Raw genomic sequence first — 17963 nt, 5'->3', positions numbered from 1 at the left:
CCCTTTTTTAATGTGTCTGTTTTGTTATATAAAATAGAGTCTAAAACCCTAGGTTTAAAGAACCTTACAAGCAAAACCTTTCAGGTAGAAACCTTCTGGGTAGGCAGTATCTGTTAGGTGGTCGGCTGCTTGCTCGAAGCGTTCTACGAATTTAACAGTGCGGCCTGCGTCTAATGCTGCATCAGCGATGATTTTTTGGAACAAATCAGTACCCATTAAGCCAGAGCAAGAGTAGGTGAGTAGTGTTCCACCTGGATTCAGGATTTGCATCGCTAGCATGTTAACGTCTTTGTAGCCGTTAGCGCCTGAAGTTAGGTTGTTCTTGCTTGAAACAAACTTTGGTGGGTCCATGATCACTACGTCAAACTTAGTGCCTTGGTCACGGTATTCACGAAGCAGTTTGAAAACGTCAGCATTTAGGAACACAGCGCGCTTTTTCGAAATATCAAACTCATTAAGTTCAGCGTTAAATTTAGCCGTATCAAGAGCAAGTTGAGATACGTCAGCGTTGATAACACGCTTCGCGTCGCCTTTAAGTGCGTAAAGGCCAAAACCTCCTGTGTATGAGAAGCAGTTAAGGACATCTTTTCCTTTAACGTACTTCATAGATTCTTTGCGGCTATCACGTTGGTCCATGTAGAAGCCCGTTTTGTGGCCTTCCATAATGTTCACGCTGATCTTAACGCCGTTTTCTTCAATCACGATAGACTTCGGTGGTTCTTCACCGTGAAGAACGCCAACAACCTGTTCTAAGCCTTCTTTCTTACGAACTGCCACGTCTGAACGTTCGTAGATGTTGCAATCAGGGAAGCATTCGATTAACGCTTCAACTAATACACTTTTGTTAAATTCAGCGCCAGCACTTAGCAGTTGGCAAACGAGGAAGTCTTGGTATTTGTCGATTGTGATACCTGGCAAGCCATCAGACTCTGCGGCCGTTAGGCGGTAGCCCGTTAGACCATCACGTTCGATAATGTCTTCACGTAAAGACTGTGCGTCTTGAATTCGTTTTACGAAGAACGCCTTGTTGATCTCTTCTTTTTCAAATGTCCAAACACGTGCTCGAATTTGAGAAGATGGTGAGTAAGCAGCCTTCGCTAACCACTGACCATTTTGAGCATATACGTCTACCGTTTCACCCTGTTTTGGCTCGCCCTCGACTTTATCGATACCGCGTGAAAATACCCATGGGTGTTTGCGGCGTAATGATTTGTCACGACCTTTCGCTAGATGAATAGAAGGAGTCATAATTTACTCTGTTTGTTGAATTTGAAGGAGGGGTATTGTCGGGGAAGTGCAGGTGAAAAGCAAATAAGAAAGGGCTGCGTGAGCAGCCCTTGTGATGATTTTAATCAGTTAGATAGCAATATTCTAAATACTGTCTTTGAAAGACCAAGGCTATGCCTTAAGACCTGTCAATAAGCCTTCCATGGTGTCACTTTGCTTACGAAGCTGGTCAACATTGGAATTACTCTTACTGATCATCTCGCAGATACTGTCTGACTGATGACGAATCTCTTCAACACTCTGTGCAATGTTGTCAGCGACTACGCCTTGTTCTTCAGCCGCGGTAGCAATTTGAGTGCTGCTATCTGAAATAGACTGGTTTTTTTCCGCTAATGAACCGATCTCGACGTTCACTTCTGACATCAGTGTTTGGCCTTCGTTAGCATTGTTCACCGTGACTTCCATCAGCTTGGTCAGTGATTGACTGTTACGTTGTAATGATTCAATCATGCTTTGGATTTCAACCGTTGCTTGCTGAGTACGACCGGCAAGGGCACGAACTTCATCGGCAACAACAGCAAATCCACGACCTTGCTCGCCAGCACGTGCGGCTTCGATAGCTGCGTTCAACGCTAACAGGTTAGTCTGTTCAGAAATACCGTTGATGGTTGTGACTACTTCATCGATCTGCGCCGCGTTGGCATCCAATTCTTCTACTGCTTGTGAAGCGGACTGGATCTCTTGAGATAGGCTAGAGATAGACTCCAGTGTATTTGAAACCTTGATTTGACCGCTCTGAGCAACGCCGCGAGCGTCCATCGTTTGTGAGCTAGACGCATGAGCAAGGGTAGCGACTTCGCGAATGGTAGCTGCCATTTGTTCCGTTGCACTTGCCAAGCTATTCAGGTGTTCCTGTTGGTTACCTGAGATGTCTGAACTTTGTTGTGTTGACTGGTTCAAGTCCGAGCTGATCTGCTGCATGAGAGCGACAGACTCTTGGATTGATAGAACCATGTTTTGCTCACGTTCAGCGACTTTATCGATTGTAATCGCGATTTCACTGAACTCGTCACGAACTAAGAAGTAGTTCATGCGGCAAGTCAAATCGCCATTCGCTAGCGTGTTCAAAGCTTTGTTCATAGAGAACATCGCGCCGCCAATGAAGGTCATAATGTAGTAAACACCTAGTGCGATAAGCGTTAGGGTTACAGCGATGATAGAAACCTGAGTTGTCGATAGAGCAGACCAAAGGTTTTGGTCATGGTTGGCAACTAGGCTGAACGCACCATTCATTACTGAAACAGAACCAGCACCGTAGCCTAAAGAGATGGTTTCAGAACTGCTGACAAGCTGAGCTACTTGATCTTTAGTGAGTTGACCTGCTTCGATAAGCCCTTTCATCAAGAGCATTTCTTCTTGATAAAGGTGAGCAAGCAAAGAGTCCGCGGCGCTATCTAAAACGAGAGTTAATATAACCAGGGCGAGAAGAGGTAATAAGAAGAGTAGATAGAACTTTTCTTGGATTTTTAGGTGAATGAGATATTTGTCAATCCAACGAAATGGGATTTCTTTCATAATCGTTATACTCGAAGTAAGTCCACCAATAAGCGGTGAATGAATAGAAGCTCGACTATATCATTCATATAATTTATGAGGCAACGTTATGGAAAGTTCACAATATATTTTTGTCGTGTCAGGCGTAGTTCAATGTGTTGGGTTTCGTTACCACACCAGTAAGCAGGCGCAAGCTATGGGGCTCTCAGGTTATGCGAAGAACTTAAATGATGGTCGAGTTGAAGTATTAGCTGTCGGAGAGAGTCAACAAATAGAGAAGTTACATGCTTGGCTCAATATTGGCCCTTCGAGCGCAACAGTAGACAATGTCGTGATGCATCAAGTGAAAGAGAGTGAGCGCCAGGACTTACGCGTAGGGGCGTTTAAAATACTGTAGTTATGTCACTACAGTATTTATATCGAACGTAACTTAATGGCCTAAAGCGGGTTAGGTTTTACAAGCACTTTGCTGGTTTAGGTAAACCGGCGAGCTTGGTCGCTTGTTTTGCCGGGCCTTTTTTGAATAACTTGAAAAGGTACTTACTGTTGCCTTTTTCTGGGCCGTGAGCTTTTTCCATTGCTTTAACGAGCATGCGAACCGCTGGTGAGGTGTTGAACTCTTCGTAAAAGCTCCTTACAAAATGTACGACTTCTAAGTGTGCATCTGTAAGTTCAATCGCCTCGTCTTGAGCAAGAATTTCAATCATGCCTTCTTCCCATTGCGTGTAATCCAATAGGTAGCCTTGAGCGTCGGTTTCGATTTGCTTGCCGTTATATTCAAACATGTTTAATCCAGAATCAAATTAACTATGCGGATAGGGTACATGACCAAGTTTATCTTTCTCAACTGAAATTGTCGCTATCTAAAGAAATATCGCACTTATAGATACAAAAAAGCCCAAGAGATGGGCTCTTGGGCTAGATATTCTTCAGTGATGGGAACGATTAGTCGTCGCTGCCCATGATGCCTAGGATGCTTAGCAGGCTGATGAAGATGTTGTAGATCGATACGTACAAGCTGATCGTTGCAGAGATGTAGTTTGTTTCACCGCCACGAATGATGTTTTGCGTTGTAAGCAAGATAACACCAGTCGAGAATAGGATGAACATACCGCTCATTGCCAATGATAGTAGAGGCATTTGTAGGAAGATGTTTGCAACCATACCTACAAGCAGTACTACGAAACCAGCTAATAGCATGCCGTTAAGGAACGATAGGTCACGCTTAGTTGTTAGTGCGTAAGCTGATGCGCCCATAAACGCCAGTGCTGTACCGCCAAGTGCAGTTAGGATGACATCACCCATACCTGCGCCAACGTACATGTTTAAGATTGGACCGATGGTGTAGCCTAAGAAACCTGTAAATAGGAATGTGAAGACTAGACCCATGCTGTTGTCACGGTTCTTTTCTGTTAGGAAAAGTAGGCCGTAGAAGCCAACTAGCATAATAATAAGACCCGGGCGAGGAAGGTTCATCGCCATGGATACGCCTGCTACAACAGCAGACCAAAGTAGTGTCATAGACAGTAATGCGTAGGTGTTACGCAACACTTTATTGGTTTGCAGAGCACTTTCTTGAGATGCTGTGCGTGAAAACATAGGGCTGTTCATAATCTTCCTCGTAAGGTGACTTCAATAGTTATTAGTACATTTATGGGGGTGAAAGTTCGAAAAATCAAGTCTCTCATTCCTCTTGTATACGTAAAATAATAATCAAAATAGTCGGTTAAGTGTTTCTGAAGGTGTAACAAAGTATTTCTTATGGTGCAGTTAAGGTTCGATGTTCAATTTTTATCGCACTGAGTCGCTGTTTATAATCTTGAAAAACTAATTATAACACTGAAAACAAAGAGGCGACCTAAGCCGCCTCTGTAGTTTATGCATCATAGCACATTAGTGGTGTAAGATTTGGCTTAAGAAGTTCTGCGTTCTGTCTGATTGTGGGTTTTCAAAGAAATCGACAGGGTTGTTCTCTTCTATGATTTCACCGGCATCCATGAAGATAACGCGATCTGCGACCTCTTTAGCAAAGCCCATCTCGTGCGTTACACAAAGCATCGTCATGCCTTCTTCTGCAAGCTCAACCATTACGTCTAACACCTCACGAACCATTTCTGGATCGAGCGCCGACGTGGGTTCATCAAACAGCATCACTTGAGGGTTCATACACAAAGAACGAGCGATAGCCACACGCTGTTGTTGACCACCTGAAAGTTGACCTGGGAACTTGTCCGCTTGCTCAGGGATTTTTACGCGCTCTAGGTACTTCATTGCAATCGCTTCGGCTTCTTCTTTTGGCATCTTTTTGACCCAAATAGGGGCCAGAGTACAGTTCTCTAATACCGTCAGATGTGGAAACAGATTGAAGTGCTGGAAACACATGCCGACATCTCGGCGAACGGCTTCAATGTTCTTTAGATCTTCCGTTAATTCATTACCTGAAACGAAGATATGACCTTTTTGGTGCTCTTCTAATCGGTTTATGCAGCGGATCATCGTTGATTTACCAGAGCCTGAAGGGCCACAGATAACGATTTTCTCGCCTTTTTTAACTTCTAGATTGATGTTCTTAAGTACGTGGAATTCACCGTACCACTTGTTCATGTCTTTCAACTCGATCATAAGACCTTGAGAGTTGTTTTCTGTCTGCTGCGTCATAATACGTCCTTGATCTTGTTAATTATCGTTTGTGACCGGTGTGAAGTCTGTTTTCTAGCCATATCGAATATCTCGACATGCCAAAACAAAACACCCAGAACACTAACGCGACAAATACATAACTTTCTGTTGAATACCCAAGCCATTCAGGGTCGGTATTCGCGGCTTGGCCAATCCCTAGTACATCAAACATACCAATAATCAAAACAAGACTGGTATCTTTAAACAAACCAATGAAGGTGTTCACAATTGAAGGGATCGTGATTTTAAGAGCTTGAGGTAGAATGATAAGCCCAGTCTTTTTCCAGTAGCTTAACCCCAGAGCATCAGCTGCTTCGTATTGGCCTTTTGGTATTGCTTGTAAACCACCACGAATTACTTCGGCCATATAGGCTGCACTGAATAGTACTACCCCAACAAGTGCTCGAATCAGCTTATCGGTTTCTGTCCCTTCTGATAAAAAGAGTGGCAGCATTACTGAAGCCATGAATAGAACTGTAATGAGCGGTACGCCACGCCAAATTTCGATGTATACGGTACACATACTGCGAATGATCGGCATCTCTGAGCGACGCCCAAGAGCAAGTGCAACACCAATAGGGAGTGACACTACAATACCAACAAGTGCGATGACCAGTGTAACCAATAGGCCGCCCCATTTATGGGTATCAACAACTTCTAACCCAAAGACGCCACCGTATAGCAAGCCGGCAATGATAAATGGGTAGATGTTGACGAAAAACAACCAAATCCACGTGCGTTTAGGTGTTTTTTCATAAGCCAGTAAGGCTACAAAAATGGCCAACGTTGCGTAGAAGAGGCGAGGTCGCCAAAGTTCAGCTTCTGGGTAGAAGCCATACATGAATTGGTCCCAACGAACGCTGATAAAAACCCAACAAGCGCCTTCGCTAGTACAGGCATCGCGTGTGGTTCCTATCCAGTCGGCACTGATCAATGCCCAATCCGCTATTGCCCATAATAGGGTGAAAGCAAAGTAAGCAAGAATCACAGTGACGACGCTGTTAACAGGTCCATTAAATAGATTTTTTCTTAACCAACCGACTGGCCCAACGGTATTCGCTGGAGGCGGAAGATCAGGTTGAAATTGATGTGTACTCATCTTATCTCTCCACCAACGCTACTTTGCGGTTGTATATGTTCATTAGAGCGGACGTTAATAGGCTCAAGGTTAGGTAGACGCCCATTGTCATCGCGATTACTTCGATAGCTTGTCCAGTTTGGTTCAGTGTTGTTCCTGCAAATACAGAGACAAGATCAGGGTAACCAATGGCCATCGCAAGTGATGAGTTTTTGGTCAGGTTTAGGTACTGACTGGTTAGTGGTGGGATAATAATTCTTAATGCTTGTGGAATAATGACAAGCTTTAGAGTTCTAGAACGTGGGATGCCTAGAGACATCGCAGCCTCAGTTTGCCCATGGTTTACCGCGTTAATACCTGAACGAACAATCTCAGCAATGAACGCTGCTGTGTAGATACTTAAAGCGAGCATCAATGCAGCAAGCTCAGGGATTATGGTAACACCACCCTTGAAGTTAAACCCTTTCAACACAGGGTAATCTGCAGAGATAGGCATGCCCATAACAAAGTAAGTTACCAACGGTAAGCCTAAAATCAACGCAGCGGCAATTCGCAACATCGGTGTTTGTTGGCCGGTCAGTTTCTGTCTGTTCTTAGCCCAGATGTTGATAATAAACGTAGCGATAATACCGACAATCAATGATGCGATGACAATGCTACTGCCTTGCTCAAACACGGGTGCAGGGAAGTACAATCCACGAACGTTCAAGAAAATTGCTTCACCTAGGCTCATACTTTGACGAGCAGAAGGCAAGGCTTGTAGAACGGCGAAGTACCAGAAAAAGATCTGTAATAGAAGAGGGATATTTCGGAATATCTCAATGTAGACAGCTGCAAATCGGCTAACTAGCCAGTTTGAAGAGAGTCTAGCGATACCCATACTAAAGCCCAGCACTGTCGCTAGCATGATGCCGAGTACTGAAACCAAAGCGGTATTGAGAAGACCGATAAAGAATGTACGACCGTATGAGAAGGTCTCGTCGTATTCAATCAGTGTTAAGCCGATACCAAAACCAGCTTCTTGCGAGAGAAAATCAAAACCAGTGGTGATACCACGGGAATCTAAGTTTGTGAGTGCATTATTTACAATCGTGTAAAAGAAAGCACAAAGCGCCCCGACGGCGATAATTTGGAAAATGATGGAGCGAAAAGTGGGGTTGTAAAATAAGTTGGCACTTTTGGGCTGTGGCTTTGCCTGAGCTGGAGAAATAGTTTCATTAGGTTTCATACTACTATAACCTCAAATCCATTTAATAAATAGGGCGGAAAACTCCGCCCTAATTGATGCTTGAAAATTTATTAACGGATTGGTGGAGCGTACATAAAGCCGCCCGCATTCCATAATGCATTTACACCACGAGAGATTTGAAGTGGAGAACCTGTACCAACAGTACGCTCAAAACTCTCACCGTAGTTACCAACTTGCTTAATTACCTGGTAACCCCAGTCGTCACGAATGCCAAGGCCTTTGCCTTTAGGACCATCTACGCCAAGAATACGCTTGATGTTTGGATCTTTTGACTTAAGCATTTCGTCTGCATTTTTAGAAGAGATGCCGTATTCTTCCGCGTTAATCATTGCTGAAAGTGTCCACTTAGCAACGTTAAACCATTTATCATCATCTTGACGAACAACAGGACCTAGAGGCTCTTTAGAAATGATTTCAGGAAGTACTTGTGCAGATTTAGGGTCAGCTAGGTTTAGGCGAAGTGCGTATAGACCAGATTGGTCTGTAGTTAGCACATCACAACGACCTGCGTCGAAACCTTTAGATGTTTGTGCTGCCGTATCGAATACCACTGGCTTGTAAGACATACCACTGTTACGGAAGTAATCGGCTAGGTTAAGTTCGGTTGTTGTACCTGATTGAACACATACAGAAGCGCCATCAAGCTCTTGAGCACTTGTTAGGCCAAGTTCTTTCTTAACCATGAAGCCTTGACCATCGTAGTAGTTAACGCCTACGAAGTTCAGACCTAGAGCAGTGTCACGATGTAATGTCCATGTTGTGTTACGAGATAGTACGTCGATTTCGCCAGATTGAAGCGCAGTAAAACGCTCTTTTGCTGTTAGAGGTACATACTTAACTTTAGTCTTGTCACCGAGTACGGCCGCTGCAAGAGCTTGACAATACTCAACATCAATTCCTTCCCATTCACCTTTTGAGTTAGGGTTAGAGAACCCTGGAAGACCGGTACTTACACCACAAGTTAGAAAACCTTGAGATGTGACTTTGTCCAGAGTGCTTTCTGCCGCTGATGCCGATGTTGCCATCATCGCAGTTGATGCAGCTACTACTGAAGCAAGAAGTGTTAGTTTATTTGTCATTTGTATCCTTCCTTGTTAACCAGGTGACACCTGATACTCGTGCTCGTTTGAGTTTCTCTTATGTGTTGCGTTTTCTATGACCTTGTTGTTCAAATTAAACGAGTTGCATTTTGCAAATGAAACTGTGTGCGATTTAAACAACTGTTTATAAGGTTAGGAAAGGATCCGTAGTTTCACAAATGTATAATTTAAAAAGAATTTTGAATGAAATCACAAATCCGAACACAATTAGAATGACCAAATGTTAACTGAATGTAAATAGTGCAACGGTTCACACTGTTGGTGCAACGAGATTTAGAGTTTTATATTGATAATCGACTAGATAAATATTCTGAATGAATGTCACAGTGGTGGAGCATTAACCTTAAAAAAGATTGAAATTTGGTCAATAAATATTTTTATTACACTTCGATAGTTATGAATATGCTCCAAATTTGGTAGCATGGCTGAATAGTTATTGAAGTAGTCTCAAGGAAGAACATGCGTTATTTCCCAATGTTTTTGGATGTAGAAAATAAGTCAATCTTAGTGGTTGGTGGGGGTGAGGTTGCTTGCCGTAAAGTCGATAGCTTACTACGAGCTGGAGCGGATGTGACTTTGGTGTCTCCCAAGGTCGCACCTTACTTAAAGCAGCTTGTGGACGAGAACAAACTCCACTGGGTTCAAAACTTTTATTCGTCACAGATCATATCGAAAAATTACTTACAGGTTTGGGCCACAACAGACAACCCAAGCTTGAATCACCAAGTGTATAATGATGCGAAAAAACTGGGTATTTTAGTCAATGTGGTTGACGATCTACCATACTGCGACTTCATAACACCTTCGATGATAAATCGCGGCAGAATCCAAATTGCCATCTCTAGTGGTGGTGCATCACCTGTTTTAGTAAGAAATATCAGAGAAAAACTCGAAACGGTATTGCCACAAAACATAGGTTTGATAGCAGACTTCGGTGCATCAAAACGCAATTCAATCAAAGAGTCATTTCCAACCGTCGACGAGCGTCGTAAATTTTGGGAGCGATTCTTGTCATCGAGCGTTATTGAGCAGGTGACTGACAGAGAGCAGTTAGAGTCTTACTACCAGCAAGCGCTAACCGAAGGCATTGATAGCAAAGGGCAGGTCACTTGGATTGAATTCGAGCAAGATGTCGAGCTATTGTCTATGAAGGCTTTACGTTTGATGCAGGAGGCAGAGCTCGTACTTTCACCGAGCGATTGTCCATTTGAATTTATCGACCTGTGCCGCCGAGATGCAGAAAGAGAGAGCTACGCCAACAGCGGAGAGCTATCAACCAAGCTTGAGCAAGCAAGAGCAGAGAAATTACGAGTGTGTGTGTTTATTCCACCAGCAAGCGTAGAGTTTAGTTTGTTGGTCGGCAAAGATCTAAAATTATCAGCAGCCCAAGTGCTCAGTTGAGGTAGTTGCTTCTAGTTGAAATTGGAGCTTTCTGGTTGTTTTAAATCGGCTAGAGGTTCGGAATAAAACTAAACCTGGACCAGATAAATAAAAAGCCACTTCGAGAAGTGGCTTTTTGCTATTTCAAACGCGACATTGTGCTGATGAATGAGCAACCCAAATAGGCGGTCGCTCAAACTCAATAATTAGTCGCGGAAGTTGTCAAACTGGAAAGGTTGACCAAGTTCACCGCTGCGAACTAGAGCCATAACAGCTTGTAGGTCATCACGCTTCTTACCCGTTACACGAACTTTGTCGCCTTGGATAGAAGCTTGAACTTTAACTTTGTTGTCTTTGATTAGCTTAACGATCTTCTTAGCGACATCAGTTTCAATACCTTGCTTAAAGATAACCGTTTGGTGCCAAGTGCGACCTGTTTGGTCTGCCGCTTTCGCTTCCATCGCGTTAGGATCAACATTACGCTTCGTTAGGTTGCTGCGAAGGATATCGCGCATTTGCTTCAGTTGAAAATCGTCTTGAGCAGTCAATTTTACTGATTCATCTTTGTAATCAAAGCTTGCGTCAACGCCGCGGAAATCGAAACGAGTCGATAGTTCACGGTTTGCGTTGTCTACCGCGTTACGTAGTTCTACTGCTTCTACTTCAGAGATAATGTCAAATGATGGCATTGTGTTGTTTCCTTAAGCTAAGTTTCTATCTTTAATTGCTGTTGCAAGCATGTCTAGCATTGTTGCAGTATCTTCCCAGCTTAGGCATGGGTCAGTAATCGACTTGCCATATTCTAGGTTGTTGATATCTGTCATTGGCTGGTTGCCTTCAATAATGAAGCTCTCTGCCATAATGCCTGCAATTTGGTTCTTATTAGATTTAATTTGCTCACAAATGTCTTGTGCAACTTCTAACTGCTTACGGTGTTGTTTCTGACAGTTAGCGTGGCTAAAGTCTACAACTAAACGTTGAGGTAGGTCGAATTCAGCCAGTTGCTTACACGCAGCATCTACAGATTCAGCGTCGAAGTTAGGGCCTTTATCACCACCACGTAGAATAACGTGACCGTATGGGTTGCCAGAAGTACGGTAAACCGTCATGCGGCCGTTCTTATCTGGAGAGTAGAAGTAGTGTGAAGCATGTGCTGCACGAATTGCATCGATAGCAATTTTGATGTTGCCGTTGGTCGCGTTTTTGAAGCCAACTGGGCAAGACAGTGCAGAAGCCATTTCACGGTGAATCTGAGATTCAGTCGTACGAGCGCCAATCGCGCCCCAAGTGATAAGGTCCGCAATGTACTGACCTGTGATCATATCAAGGAATTCGGTCGCGGTAGCTAGGCCAAGCTTGTTGATATCTAGCAGAAGTTTACGAGCTTTGTTCAAGCCTGTTTCAAGTGCGTATGAACCATCAAGGTTAGGATCGGTAATCAAACCCTTCCAACCTACAACAGTGCGAGGCTTCTCGAAGTAGGTTCTCATTACCACGAACAGTTCATCTTTGTACTGGTCTTGAATTTTGCTTAGGCGCTCAGCGTAATCAAGTGCCGCATCTGTATCGTGAACAGAGCAAGGGCCTACGATAACTAACAGGCGGTTATCACGACCAGTTAGGATATCTTCGATTTGGCGGCGAGAATTTTTAATGCGCTCAGCAACGTCGTCAGTAATAGGGTGTGCATTGCCTAGTTCGGCAGGAGTTGGCATAGGACCCAGAGCTTGGGTTCTCAACTCATCAGTTTTTAATGGCATGTGATAGCTTTTTTATTCTATTGCGAAGTGGTTAAGATAACGGAATTGAACAGAGGAATAAACTCTATTGAGTCAAAGTTATCTCAGTTATTGCTAATATTCTTATTTTTATCAGCAGGCCAGCGTCAAATAAGGGATTTTCACTTGTATTAACAGGCAGCTATCGGTATTTTCGTTTGAACACAACATAAAAATGCTGGAGCAGCAATGACTCAAGAAAATCAAAGCACTTTGCACCCAGAACTTGTTTTAGGTGATGTGCTGCCTTCTTACAACGATAATAATAATTCCAACCACTTATACGTTTCATTATCCGAATTGGTCATGGACCGTGTCTTCTACCACCCAAGTATTGAAAGTCATTTAGATACACTGACTGATATCGAAAAAACGTCTTTAAATGCGATCCTTGGTGATAAAACAGTCGATGAGCATTTTGTGTCGACCTTAGTGATTGCGATTCAAGCTGCCGTTCAGCCAAATCACACTTCTGTTCGTATCGCATTAAGCAGTGCAGACAGCTATGGATTCCGTTCGCTGCTTGGCGGGAACTGCGAAGCTGAAGAGATTAACCCAGCACTAGGCGTTCGTGGCGTTGCTCGCTATGCGACACCAGAATACAGCAAGGCTTTCGCTTTAGAATGTCAGGTTATTAAGGCATTACGTGAGCAGGGCATCAACGCTGAAGTAGTTGTGCCTTACGTTCGTGCGTTAAGCGATGCCGCTAAGATTATTGACCTGCTTGCCGAGCAAGGGTTACCACGTGGCCTTAATGGTTTGAAAGTACTGTTCTCGTGCGATGTGCCGTCTGCAGTGCTACTGAGCGAAAGATTGCTGCATTACTTCGATGGTGTAGTGGTAAACGTTGATAGCTTAGCGTCTTTCACTTTAGGCGTAGACAAACACAATGAAGCTCAGCAACACGCTTTTGATCCACAAAATGAGGCGGTTATTACTTTGTTGGATATGATTGTTAAAGCAACCCTGAACGCGAAGAAGCCTGTACTGCTGGTGACTCAAGGCTTGGTGGATTACCCGCGTCTACAAGGTTACATTGCCGATCTTGAAGGCGTAGAAACGGTCGTGACTGCATAAATCGGCTTGCTGTTTAAGTTAAATCAACTTGCTTGAAGCGCTAAAGCTTTGAGAATGAAAGAGATATCGTTATGCGATGATATCTCTTTTTTATAACATTTTTTTGACATCCCTATCGCTAATCGATTAACTGGTCTGATGACTGATTTGACTAGGTAATCCGAATGTTGACCCCTCTACAAAAAGCAAATTTCTACTTGAGCATGTTTGGTTTTTTCAAAGTGCCTCTGATCTGGCTGTGCAGGCCAAAATTGCTCGCACTGGATAACCAACATGTTGAGGTCAAAATCCCTCTTAAAAGACGAACGAAGAACCATCTTAATAGCATGTACTTTGGCGTATTGGCTGTGGGTGCTGATGTGGCGGGGGGCTTTCTTGCGATGAGCAAATCTCAGCAGCAAGGTGAAAAGATTTCGTTGGCATTTAAAGAGGTGACGGGTAACTTCTTAAAGCGTCCAGAAGGCGATGTGCATTTCACTTGTAACGACGGTGAGTTGATCAACACTATGCTTGCAGAAACCATGTCCACTGGGGAGCGAGTGAATCAACCCGTAACTATTATCGCGACTTGCCCATCTTTGCATGGCGACGAGCCGATGGCCGAGTTCACGCTAACGCTTTCGATTAAGAAAGTCCCGTCTAGAAAATAGTTTGAAAGTAAAAGGTAACCGTTGAATTAGTGACAAGAACGGTATGTGAATTGAATATCCACATACCGTAACAAGATTAAGATTCTTGAGTGATTTGCTCGATGTCGACGATCTTTGAACGGTTCATCACGATTTTCCAACGGTAATAGGTCGGTTCGTTATCGTGATTATTTTCTTTAATGATCAGGTTGAGTAAGTGGCGCTTTTCTACTGATTCACGGCTGACTTGCCCTTCATTCAAGCGATATACCTTATTTGAACCCTTATCCATTAATCGTGTCAGCGCTCTTAAGCTGATGGATAAAGTTTCACGGGTCTCTTCATAACCACTCATGAACGTCGATGTCGACATCTCAGTATGCGAGCGATAATGCAAGATCTGCTCTTCACGTTGCACTACACGCTTCTTACGAATTAATTGAATACGATCTGCAAGCTTCGAAAAGTTCGCATAGTCCAACCATTCCAGTTTATGGCCGACAGACTTATTGGTCGTTGGGTCATAGTAACGACGCTTCCATTTCGGTTTGCCTTTACGCAGCCAGCGCCAAAGAATATCTCTCAAATCATCTTTGAAGATCTCACGTAGAGCGTAGATGAAAGACATCGCCACAATGAAAGAGGCGGTAATCTCACCAAGAAAGTCACGAGCCAAGATCACAGTAGTGGTCACGACAACCATCACCAAACCCGTTGCAATACCTTTCACGGCGCGCTTAACGTTCTTACCCATCGATGTCGTCTTTTCTTTAAGCACGATAGGGTGCTCAATCAAACGACGCAGCAAACGCATCTTGTTACTCAAGCGAGTAACGTCTTCTCGAACTCTCGCTGAGTTGTAGCGGTTCAGTTTACGGTGTGCAGTCTCTTTATCACAAAGCGTTAAGAGTCGTTCTTTAATCGTTGAATACTCACTGCCACGTGGCATATGCGAAACCAGCGATAAGAACTTTTGCTCTGTGTACCATGAAAGGTAGTTATCAATGTTTGCGTAGTAGCGTTTGAGGTTCTCTTCATAGGGAATACTACGACGAAGCTTTTTCAGAATATCTAACGCCAGTTCAATGACTTCATCTACTTCATCAGCCGTTACGTCGTCACTATCAGTTTTATTTAAGCTGCTGACTGCTTTATCTAAAGCAATAACATATTGGTAGGCAAACAGACTCAAACTGACACGATACTGTGTTGTAGATAAGCGTCCACGTTTTGCTAAGCGACTGTGTACCAAAGGTAAAAGTGTTTTGTCACTATAGTAGGCACGTTTTTGAGTGATCGAGCTGTAGAAAAAGGCACTTTCAGAAAGCACTTCAGGAGTCAGTCCAAGTTCACCGGGAATGAATAGATAAACGTCCATGTCGAGCTTTTTGGTCTTAGCCATGGCATGGTTAATTTTAAGTGTTATCGCATCTTGTTTATCAACGGTGATCAACGATGTCTCCTAGAATGTAAAAATATGAATGAAACTAGCGAAAGCATATCAGAGATCACGTATAATCTCCGCCAAATTTAAAGTAGAGACAATCTTGATGATTAATATTGGTCAAATAAACAACTTAGAAGTAGTAAAACAAGCAGACTTCGGTGTATTCCTTGACGCGAGCGACTATGGAACCGTGTTGCTGCCGAAACGATTTACTCCTGAAGGTGTTGAAATTGGTCAAAAGCTAGATGTTTTCTTATACATTGATTCTGACAACCAGATCGCTGCAACCACAGAAAAGCCGATCGCTCAAGTAGGCCAGTTTGGTTTGATGACGGTTGAAGGTGTTAACAGCACTGGTGCATTCATGAGTTGGGGCGTGAAAGGTAAAGACCTACTGGTTCCTTTCAGCGAGCAACGTGGCCGTTTAAACGAAGGTCAATCAATCTTAGTATATGTATATATTGATAAAGCATCGAGCCGCATTGTAGGTACAACAAAGTTCAACAAGTGGTTAGACAACACGCCTGCGACTTATAAGCAAAATGAGCAAGTTGATCTCATTATCGCTGAGCGCAGCCAATTGGGTTACAAAGCGATCGTGAACGGTGAGCACTGGGGTATGATTTTCCCATCTGACATCATCGGTAAGCTGTTCATCGGTAAAACACTAAAAGGCTACATTAAAAACGTTCGTGAAGAAGACGGTAAGATTGATTTGTCTCTTCAGAAAGTTGGTGTCGCTAAGATGGACGACCTAAGCACTAAGGTCCTTGACCTGCTTGAGAAGAAAGGTGGTTACTTGCCTCTGAATGATAAGTCTTCTCCTGAAGTTATTTTCTCTGCATTCAGAACCAGCAAAGGTACGTTCAAGAAGACGATTGGTGGTTTGTACAAATCTGGCAAGATCACTATCGACAAAGAAGGTATCAGCTTAGTTAAATAAGCGGTCCTCTCGGTCAAAAAAAAGCCCAAACCTTCCTGTTTGGGCTTAGGGGAAAGGGCTCCGAAGAGCCTACGCTAATCGTTTTAATCTTTTGACTATTAGATTGAAGTCTAGTTTAGATTCCCTAAAGTGCGATTTTTCTTTTTGGAAATAGTGACTTGAATTGATATTTATGTAATTAGTTGTTGATTTACAAGCGCTCGCACACTGAGTTACATGGCCGATAGAATAGAAAAAGCCCAAACAATTAACGTTGTTTGGGCTTTTTGTTTATCTAGCTGTATACAGGGAGAAAGCTTTAGAATAGGTTCTTATCGCGCACTAACTCGCGTGGTAAACCGTTCTTCACTCGGTTGCCAACCCACTTACCAAGGCCGATGATTGCACCATTGTACTTCACTAGTACTTCACCTTTGCCAGACAAGCCTTCAGGACGGACATCGCGTCCCATGAACCATTCGCGAGCATCTTCAATGCTTAGCTCGACAACATTAGCTTCATTGCCACTTGCAAGCGTTGTCGCCACTTGGTGCTGCCATCGGTAACCTTTTTTATGGGTTTCGGCGATCTTGATTCCCATGCGAGAAAAACGGAACTCACCGATCATCGGCTCTAGCGCTTCTGGGAATAGCCAAACGTCTTTGTCGCGAATCCAAACTTGAGTATCGCTTGGCAATTCGATATCGAGAGCATTTAGCAGTTGTTCAGCGACTTCTTGCTGAGATTTCTTTGATGCTTTTTCAAATGGGAATTTACCCATACGTTTTTTAACTTCTGGTGGAGTAACAGACGCTAGTTTACGGATACGTGCAACAAAGAAACCTTCTGAGTCATAGACCTGTGGGAATATGTGTAGAAAGCCTTCCTCGGTCGTAGTTGCTTTTGCGTTGTCGAATAGTGATTCAAGAGATTCAAACTCAACCGCATCACCAAAGGTTTCTTTTAGGTGATGACATACTTGTTGGTTTTCTTCCGTGCTAAGCGTGCACGTTGAGTAAACCAACACACCATTAGGTTTAAGAGCATGGAATGCACTTTCAATCAGATCTTTTTGCGTGTCGGCAATGTCAACCACAGATTGATACGTCCAGTTCTTCATCGCATCAGCGTCTTTACGAATGGTGCCTTCGCCAGAGCAGGGCGCGTCTAGCAACACAGCATCAAACTGTTCTGGTAACCAACCACCGAAAACTCGACCGTCAAAGTTACTTAGAGCGGCATTACGAACACCACAACGTTCGATGTTGGCGTGTAGGACTTTCACACGGCTTGCTGCGTATTCATTGGCAACCAATACACCGCGATTATTCATTAGCGCAGCGATTTGCGTTGTTTTAGATCCGGGAGCTGCCGCAGTGTCTAGCACCGCTTGGTAATCAGCTTCGCCTTGGAAAAGTGCCGAAGGTGGCATCATCGAGCTGGCTTCTTGGATGTAGAAAAGACCAGACATATGTTCTGCCGTATTACCTAGTGGCGCTTCACTTTCATCAGCTGTAATCCAAAAGCCCGTTTCACACCAAGGTACAGGTTCCAGTTCCCAGCCTTTCTCTTTTGCTCGTACTAGGAAGTCTTCAACACTGATTTTCAATGTGTTGATTCGAATACTTTTACGAAGTGGTTTTTGGCATGACGCGACAAAAGAAGCCATATCTAGATGACTAGGCATGATTGCTTCGATGTGCGTCAGGAATTCTTCAGGAATATATACGTTAGCGTGCAAAAGAGTATCTCGATTTATTGCATTAATGCGGGGAGTTTAAAGCAAAATGAGGCCGTCCTAAACCATATTTATAGCAAACAACAAAAATGCAGCCGAATGGCT

17 protein-coding genes are annotated in these 17963 nt (G+C 43.5%); 5 read left to right on the top strand and 12 right to left on the bottom strand.

The genetic code is table 11. From position 1 onward, the window contains the following. Nucleotides 1–54: 54 nt before the first annotated feature. Both MSG34_RS14870 and MSG34_RS14865 read right to left on the bottom strand, forming a co-directional pair. The gene (locus tag MSG34_RS14870) at nucleotides 55–1248 is read right to left on the bottom strand and encodes a class I SAM-dependent methyltransferase (protein WP_248338156.1); all 1194 of its coding nucleotides are present in this window, start codon (nucleotides 1246–1248) and stop codon (nucleotides 55–57) included. Between the two features lie 150 nt (nucleotides 1249–1398). Continuing rightward, entirely contained in the window at nucleotides 1399–2802 is a 1404-nt protein-coding gene (locus MSG34_RS14865; RefSeq protein WP_248338154.1) for a methyl-accepting chemotaxis protein, read from the bottom strand. An 88-nt stretch (nucleotides 2803–2890) separates the two neighbouring features. Here MSG34_RS14865 and yccX point away from each other — a divergent pair, with 88 nt between their 5' ends. Next, complete coding sequence (yccX, locus tag MSG34_RS14860; protein WP_248338152.1) at nucleotides 2891–3178, top strand: acylphosphatase; 288 nt, start codon at nucleotides 2891–2893, stop codon at nucleotides 3176–3178. Nucleotides 3179–3236: 58 nt separating this feature from the next. Here the strand turns inward: yccX and MSG34_RS14855 are convergent, their stop codons facing one another. The 6 genes from MSG34_RS14855 to MSG34_RS14830 all read right to left on the bottom strand — a co-directional run bounded on the left by MSG34_RS14855 (nucleotide 3237) and on the right by MSG34_RS14830 (nucleotide 8866). Beyond that, entirely contained in the window at nucleotides 3237–3566 is a 330-nt protein-coding gene (locus tag MSG34_RS14855; RefSeq protein ID WP_017057205.1) for a TusE/DsrC/DsvC family sulfur relay protein, read from the bottom strand. 160 nt (nucleotides 3567–3726) lie between these two features. Beyond that, complete coding sequence (locus MSG34_RS14850) at nucleotides 3727–4392, bottom strand: Bax inhibitor-1/YccA family protein (RefSeq protein ID WP_017057206.1); 666 nt, start codon at nucleotides 4390–4392, stop codon at nucleotides 3727–3729. A gap of 282 nt (nucleotides 4393–4674) precedes the next feature. Further along, a complete protein-coding gene (locus tag MSG34_RS14845; RefSeq protein ID WP_017059704.1) occupies nucleotides 4675–5439 on the bottom strand; it encodes an amino acid ABC transporter ATP-binding protein in 765 nt (254 codons plus the stop codon). Between the two features lie 22 nt (nucleotides 5440–5461). Continuing rightward, the gene (locus tag MSG34_RS14840; protein ID WP_248338151.1) at nucleotides 5462–6559 is read right to left on the bottom strand and encodes an amino acid ABC transporter permease; all 1098 of its coding nucleotides are present in this window, start codon (nucleotides 6557–6559) and stop codon (nucleotides 5462–5464) included. 1 nt (nucleotide 6560) lies between these two features. After that, nucleotides 6561–7766 (bottom strand): amino acid ABC transporter permease, encoded by a 1206-nt coding sequence (locus MSG34_RS14835; protein WP_061038970.1) that lies wholly within the window; start codon nucleotides 7764–7766, stop codon nucleotides 6561–6563. A 71-nt stretch (nucleotides 7767–7837) separates the two neighbouring features. Next, nucleotides 7838–8866 carry an amino acid ABC transporter substrate-binding protein gene (locus MSG34_RS14830; protein ID WP_004733634.1) on the bottom strand — a complete coding sequence of 343 codons (1029 nt, stop codon included), beginning with the start codon at nucleotides 8864–8866 and terminating at the stop codon, nucleotides 7838–7840. Nucleotides 8867–9346: 480 nt separating this feature from the next. Here MSG34_RS14830 and MSG34_RS14825 point away from each other — a divergent pair, with 480 nt between their 5' ends. Further along, on the top strand, nucleotides 9347–10288 hold the full coding sequence (locus MSG34_RS14825; RefSeq protein WP_248338149.1) for a bifunctional precorrin-2 dehydrogenase/sirohydrochlorin ferrochelatase: 942 nt from the start codon (nucleotides 9347–9349) through the stop codon (nucleotides 10286–10288). A gap of 185 nt (nucleotides 10289–10473) precedes the next feature. Here MSG34_RS14825 and MSG34_RS14820 read toward each other — a convergent pair whose 3' ends face one another. Together MSG34_RS14820 and MSG34_RS14815 are read right to left on the bottom strand one after the other, a co-directional pair. Continuing rightward, complete coding sequence (locus MSG34_RS14820; protein WP_017059699.1) at nucleotides 10474–10956, bottom strand: YajQ family cyclic di-GMP-binding protein; 483 nt, start codon at nucleotides 10954–10956, stop codon at nucleotides 10474–10476. 12 nt (nucleotides 10957–10968) lie between these two features. After that, nucleotides 10969–12027 carry a 3-deoxy-7-phosphoheptulonate synthase gene (locus tag MSG34_RS14815; protein ID WP_048615990.1) on the bottom strand — a complete coding sequence of 353 codons (1059 nt, stop codon included), beginning with the start codon at nucleotides 12025–12027 and terminating at the stop codon, nucleotides 10969–10971. 207 nt (nucleotides 12028–12234) lie between these two features. Between MSG34_RS14815 and MSG34_RS14810 the strand changes: the two genes are divergently transcribed. Continuing rightward, entirely contained in the window at nucleotides 12235–13122 is an 888-nt protein-coding gene (locus MSG34_RS14810; RefSeq protein ID WP_248338146.1) for a putative PEP-binding protein, read from the top strand. 164 nt (nucleotides 13123–13286) lie between these two features. Continuing rightward, a complete protein-coding gene (locus MSG34_RS14805) occupies nucleotides 13287–13772 on the top strand; it encodes a DUF4442 domain-containing protein (RefSeq protein WP_017082222.1) in 486 nt (161 codons plus the stop codon). Between the two features lie 76 nt (nucleotides 13773–13848). Here the strand turns inward: MSG34_RS14805 and MSG34_RS14800 are convergent, their stop codons facing one another. Further along, nucleotides 13849–15204 carry a hypothetical protein gene (locus MSG34_RS14800; RefSeq protein WP_248338144.1) on the bottom strand — a complete coding sequence of 452 codons (1356 nt, stop codon included), beginning with the start codon at nucleotides 15202–15204 and terminating at the stop codon, nucleotides 13849–13851. Nucleotides 15205–15232: 28 nt separating this feature from the next. Between MSG34_RS14800 and MSG34_RS14795 the strand changes: the two genes are divergently transcribed. After that, complete coding sequence (locus tag MSG34_RS14795) at nucleotides 15233–16141, top strand: S1-like domain-containing RNA-binding protein (protein WP_174214340.1); 909 nt, start codon at nucleotides 15233–15235, stop codon at nucleotides 16139–16141. A gap of 298 nt (nucleotides 16142–16439) precedes the next feature. Here MSG34_RS14795 and rsmF read toward each other — a convergent pair whose 3' ends face one another. Next, nucleotides 16440–17861 (bottom strand): 16S rRNA (cytosine(1407)-C(5))-methyltransferase RsmF, encoded by a 1422-nt coding sequence (rsmF, locus tag MSG34_RS14790; protein WP_248338142.1) that lies wholly within the window; start codon nucleotides 17859–17861, stop codon nucleotides 16440–16442. Nucleotides 17862–17963: the final 102 nt, after the last annotated feature.

The organism is Vibrio sp. 1CM2L, assembly GCF_023161695.1.
Taxonomy (GTDB): Bacteria; Pseudomonadota; Gammaproteobacteria; order Enterobacterales; family Vibrionaceae; genus Vibrio; species Vibrio coralliirubri.
This window is presented reverse-complemented; position numbering and strand designations above follow the sequence as displayed.

Excerpts from the sequence above, each read along its gene's own strand:
- MSG34_RS14795 (WP_174214340.1), top strand. The coding sequence starts at position 15,233 with ATGAAACTAGCGAAAGCATATCAGAGATCACGTATAATCTCCGCCAAA.
- MSG34_RS14825 (WP_248338149.1), top strand. The coding sequence starts at position 9,347 with ATGCGTTATTTCCCAATGTTTTTGGATGTAGAAAATAAGTCAATCTTA.
- MSG34_RS14855 (WP_017057205.1), bottom strand. The coding sequence starts at position 3,566 with ATGTTTGAATATAACGGCAAGCAAATCGAAACCGACGCTCAAGGCTAC.
- MSG34_RS14810 (WP_248338146.1), top strand. The coding sequence starts at position 12,235 with ATGACTCAAGAAAATCAAAGCACTTTGCACCCAGAACTTGTTTTAGGT.
- MSG34_RS14840 (WP_248338151.1), bottom strand. The coding sequence starts at position 6,559 with ATGAGTACACATCAATTTCAACCTGATCTTCCGCCTCCAGCGAATACC.
- yccX (WP_248338152.1), top strand. The coding sequence starts at position 2,891 with ATGGAAAGTTCACAATATATTTTTGTCGTGTCAGGCGTAGTTCAATGT.
- MSG34_RS14820 (WP_017059699.1), bottom strand. The coding sequence starts at position 10,956 with ATGCCATCATTTGACATTATCTCTGAAGTAGAAGCAGTAGAACTACGT.
- MSG34_RS14850 (WP_017057206.1), bottom strand. The coding sequence starts at position 4,392 with ATGAACAGCCCTATGTTTTCACGCACAGCATCTCAAGAAAGTGCTCTG.
- MSG34_RS14830 (WP_004733634.1), bottom strand. The coding sequence starts at position 8,866 with ATGACAAATAAACTAACACTTCTTGCTTCAGTAGTAGCTGCATCAACT.
- MSG34_RS14870 (WP_248338156.1), bottom strand. The coding sequence starts at position 1,248 with ATGACTCCTTCTATTCATCTAGCGAAAGGTCGTGACAAATCATTACGC.
- MSG34_RS14805 (WP_017082222.1), top strand. The coding sequence starts at position 13,287 with ATGTTGACCCCTCTACAAAAAGCAAATTTCTACTTGAGCATGTTTGGT.
- MSG34_RS14845 (WP_017059704.1), bottom strand. The coding sequence starts at position 5,439 with ATGACGCAGCAGACAGAAAACAACTCTCAAGGTCTTATGATCGAGTTG.
- MSG34_RS14815 (WP_048615990.1), bottom strand. The coding sequence starts at position 12,027 with ATGCCATTAAAAACTGATGAGTTGAGAACCCAAGCTCTGGGTCCTATG.
- MSG34_RS14865 (WP_248338154.1), bottom strand. The coding sequence starts at position 2,802 with ATGAAAGAAATCCCATTTCGTTGGATTGACAAATATCTCATTCACCTA.
- MSG34_RS14835 (WP_061038970.1), bottom strand. The coding sequence starts at position 7,766 with ATGAAACCTAATGAAACTATTTCTCCAGCTCAGGCAAAGCCACAGCCC.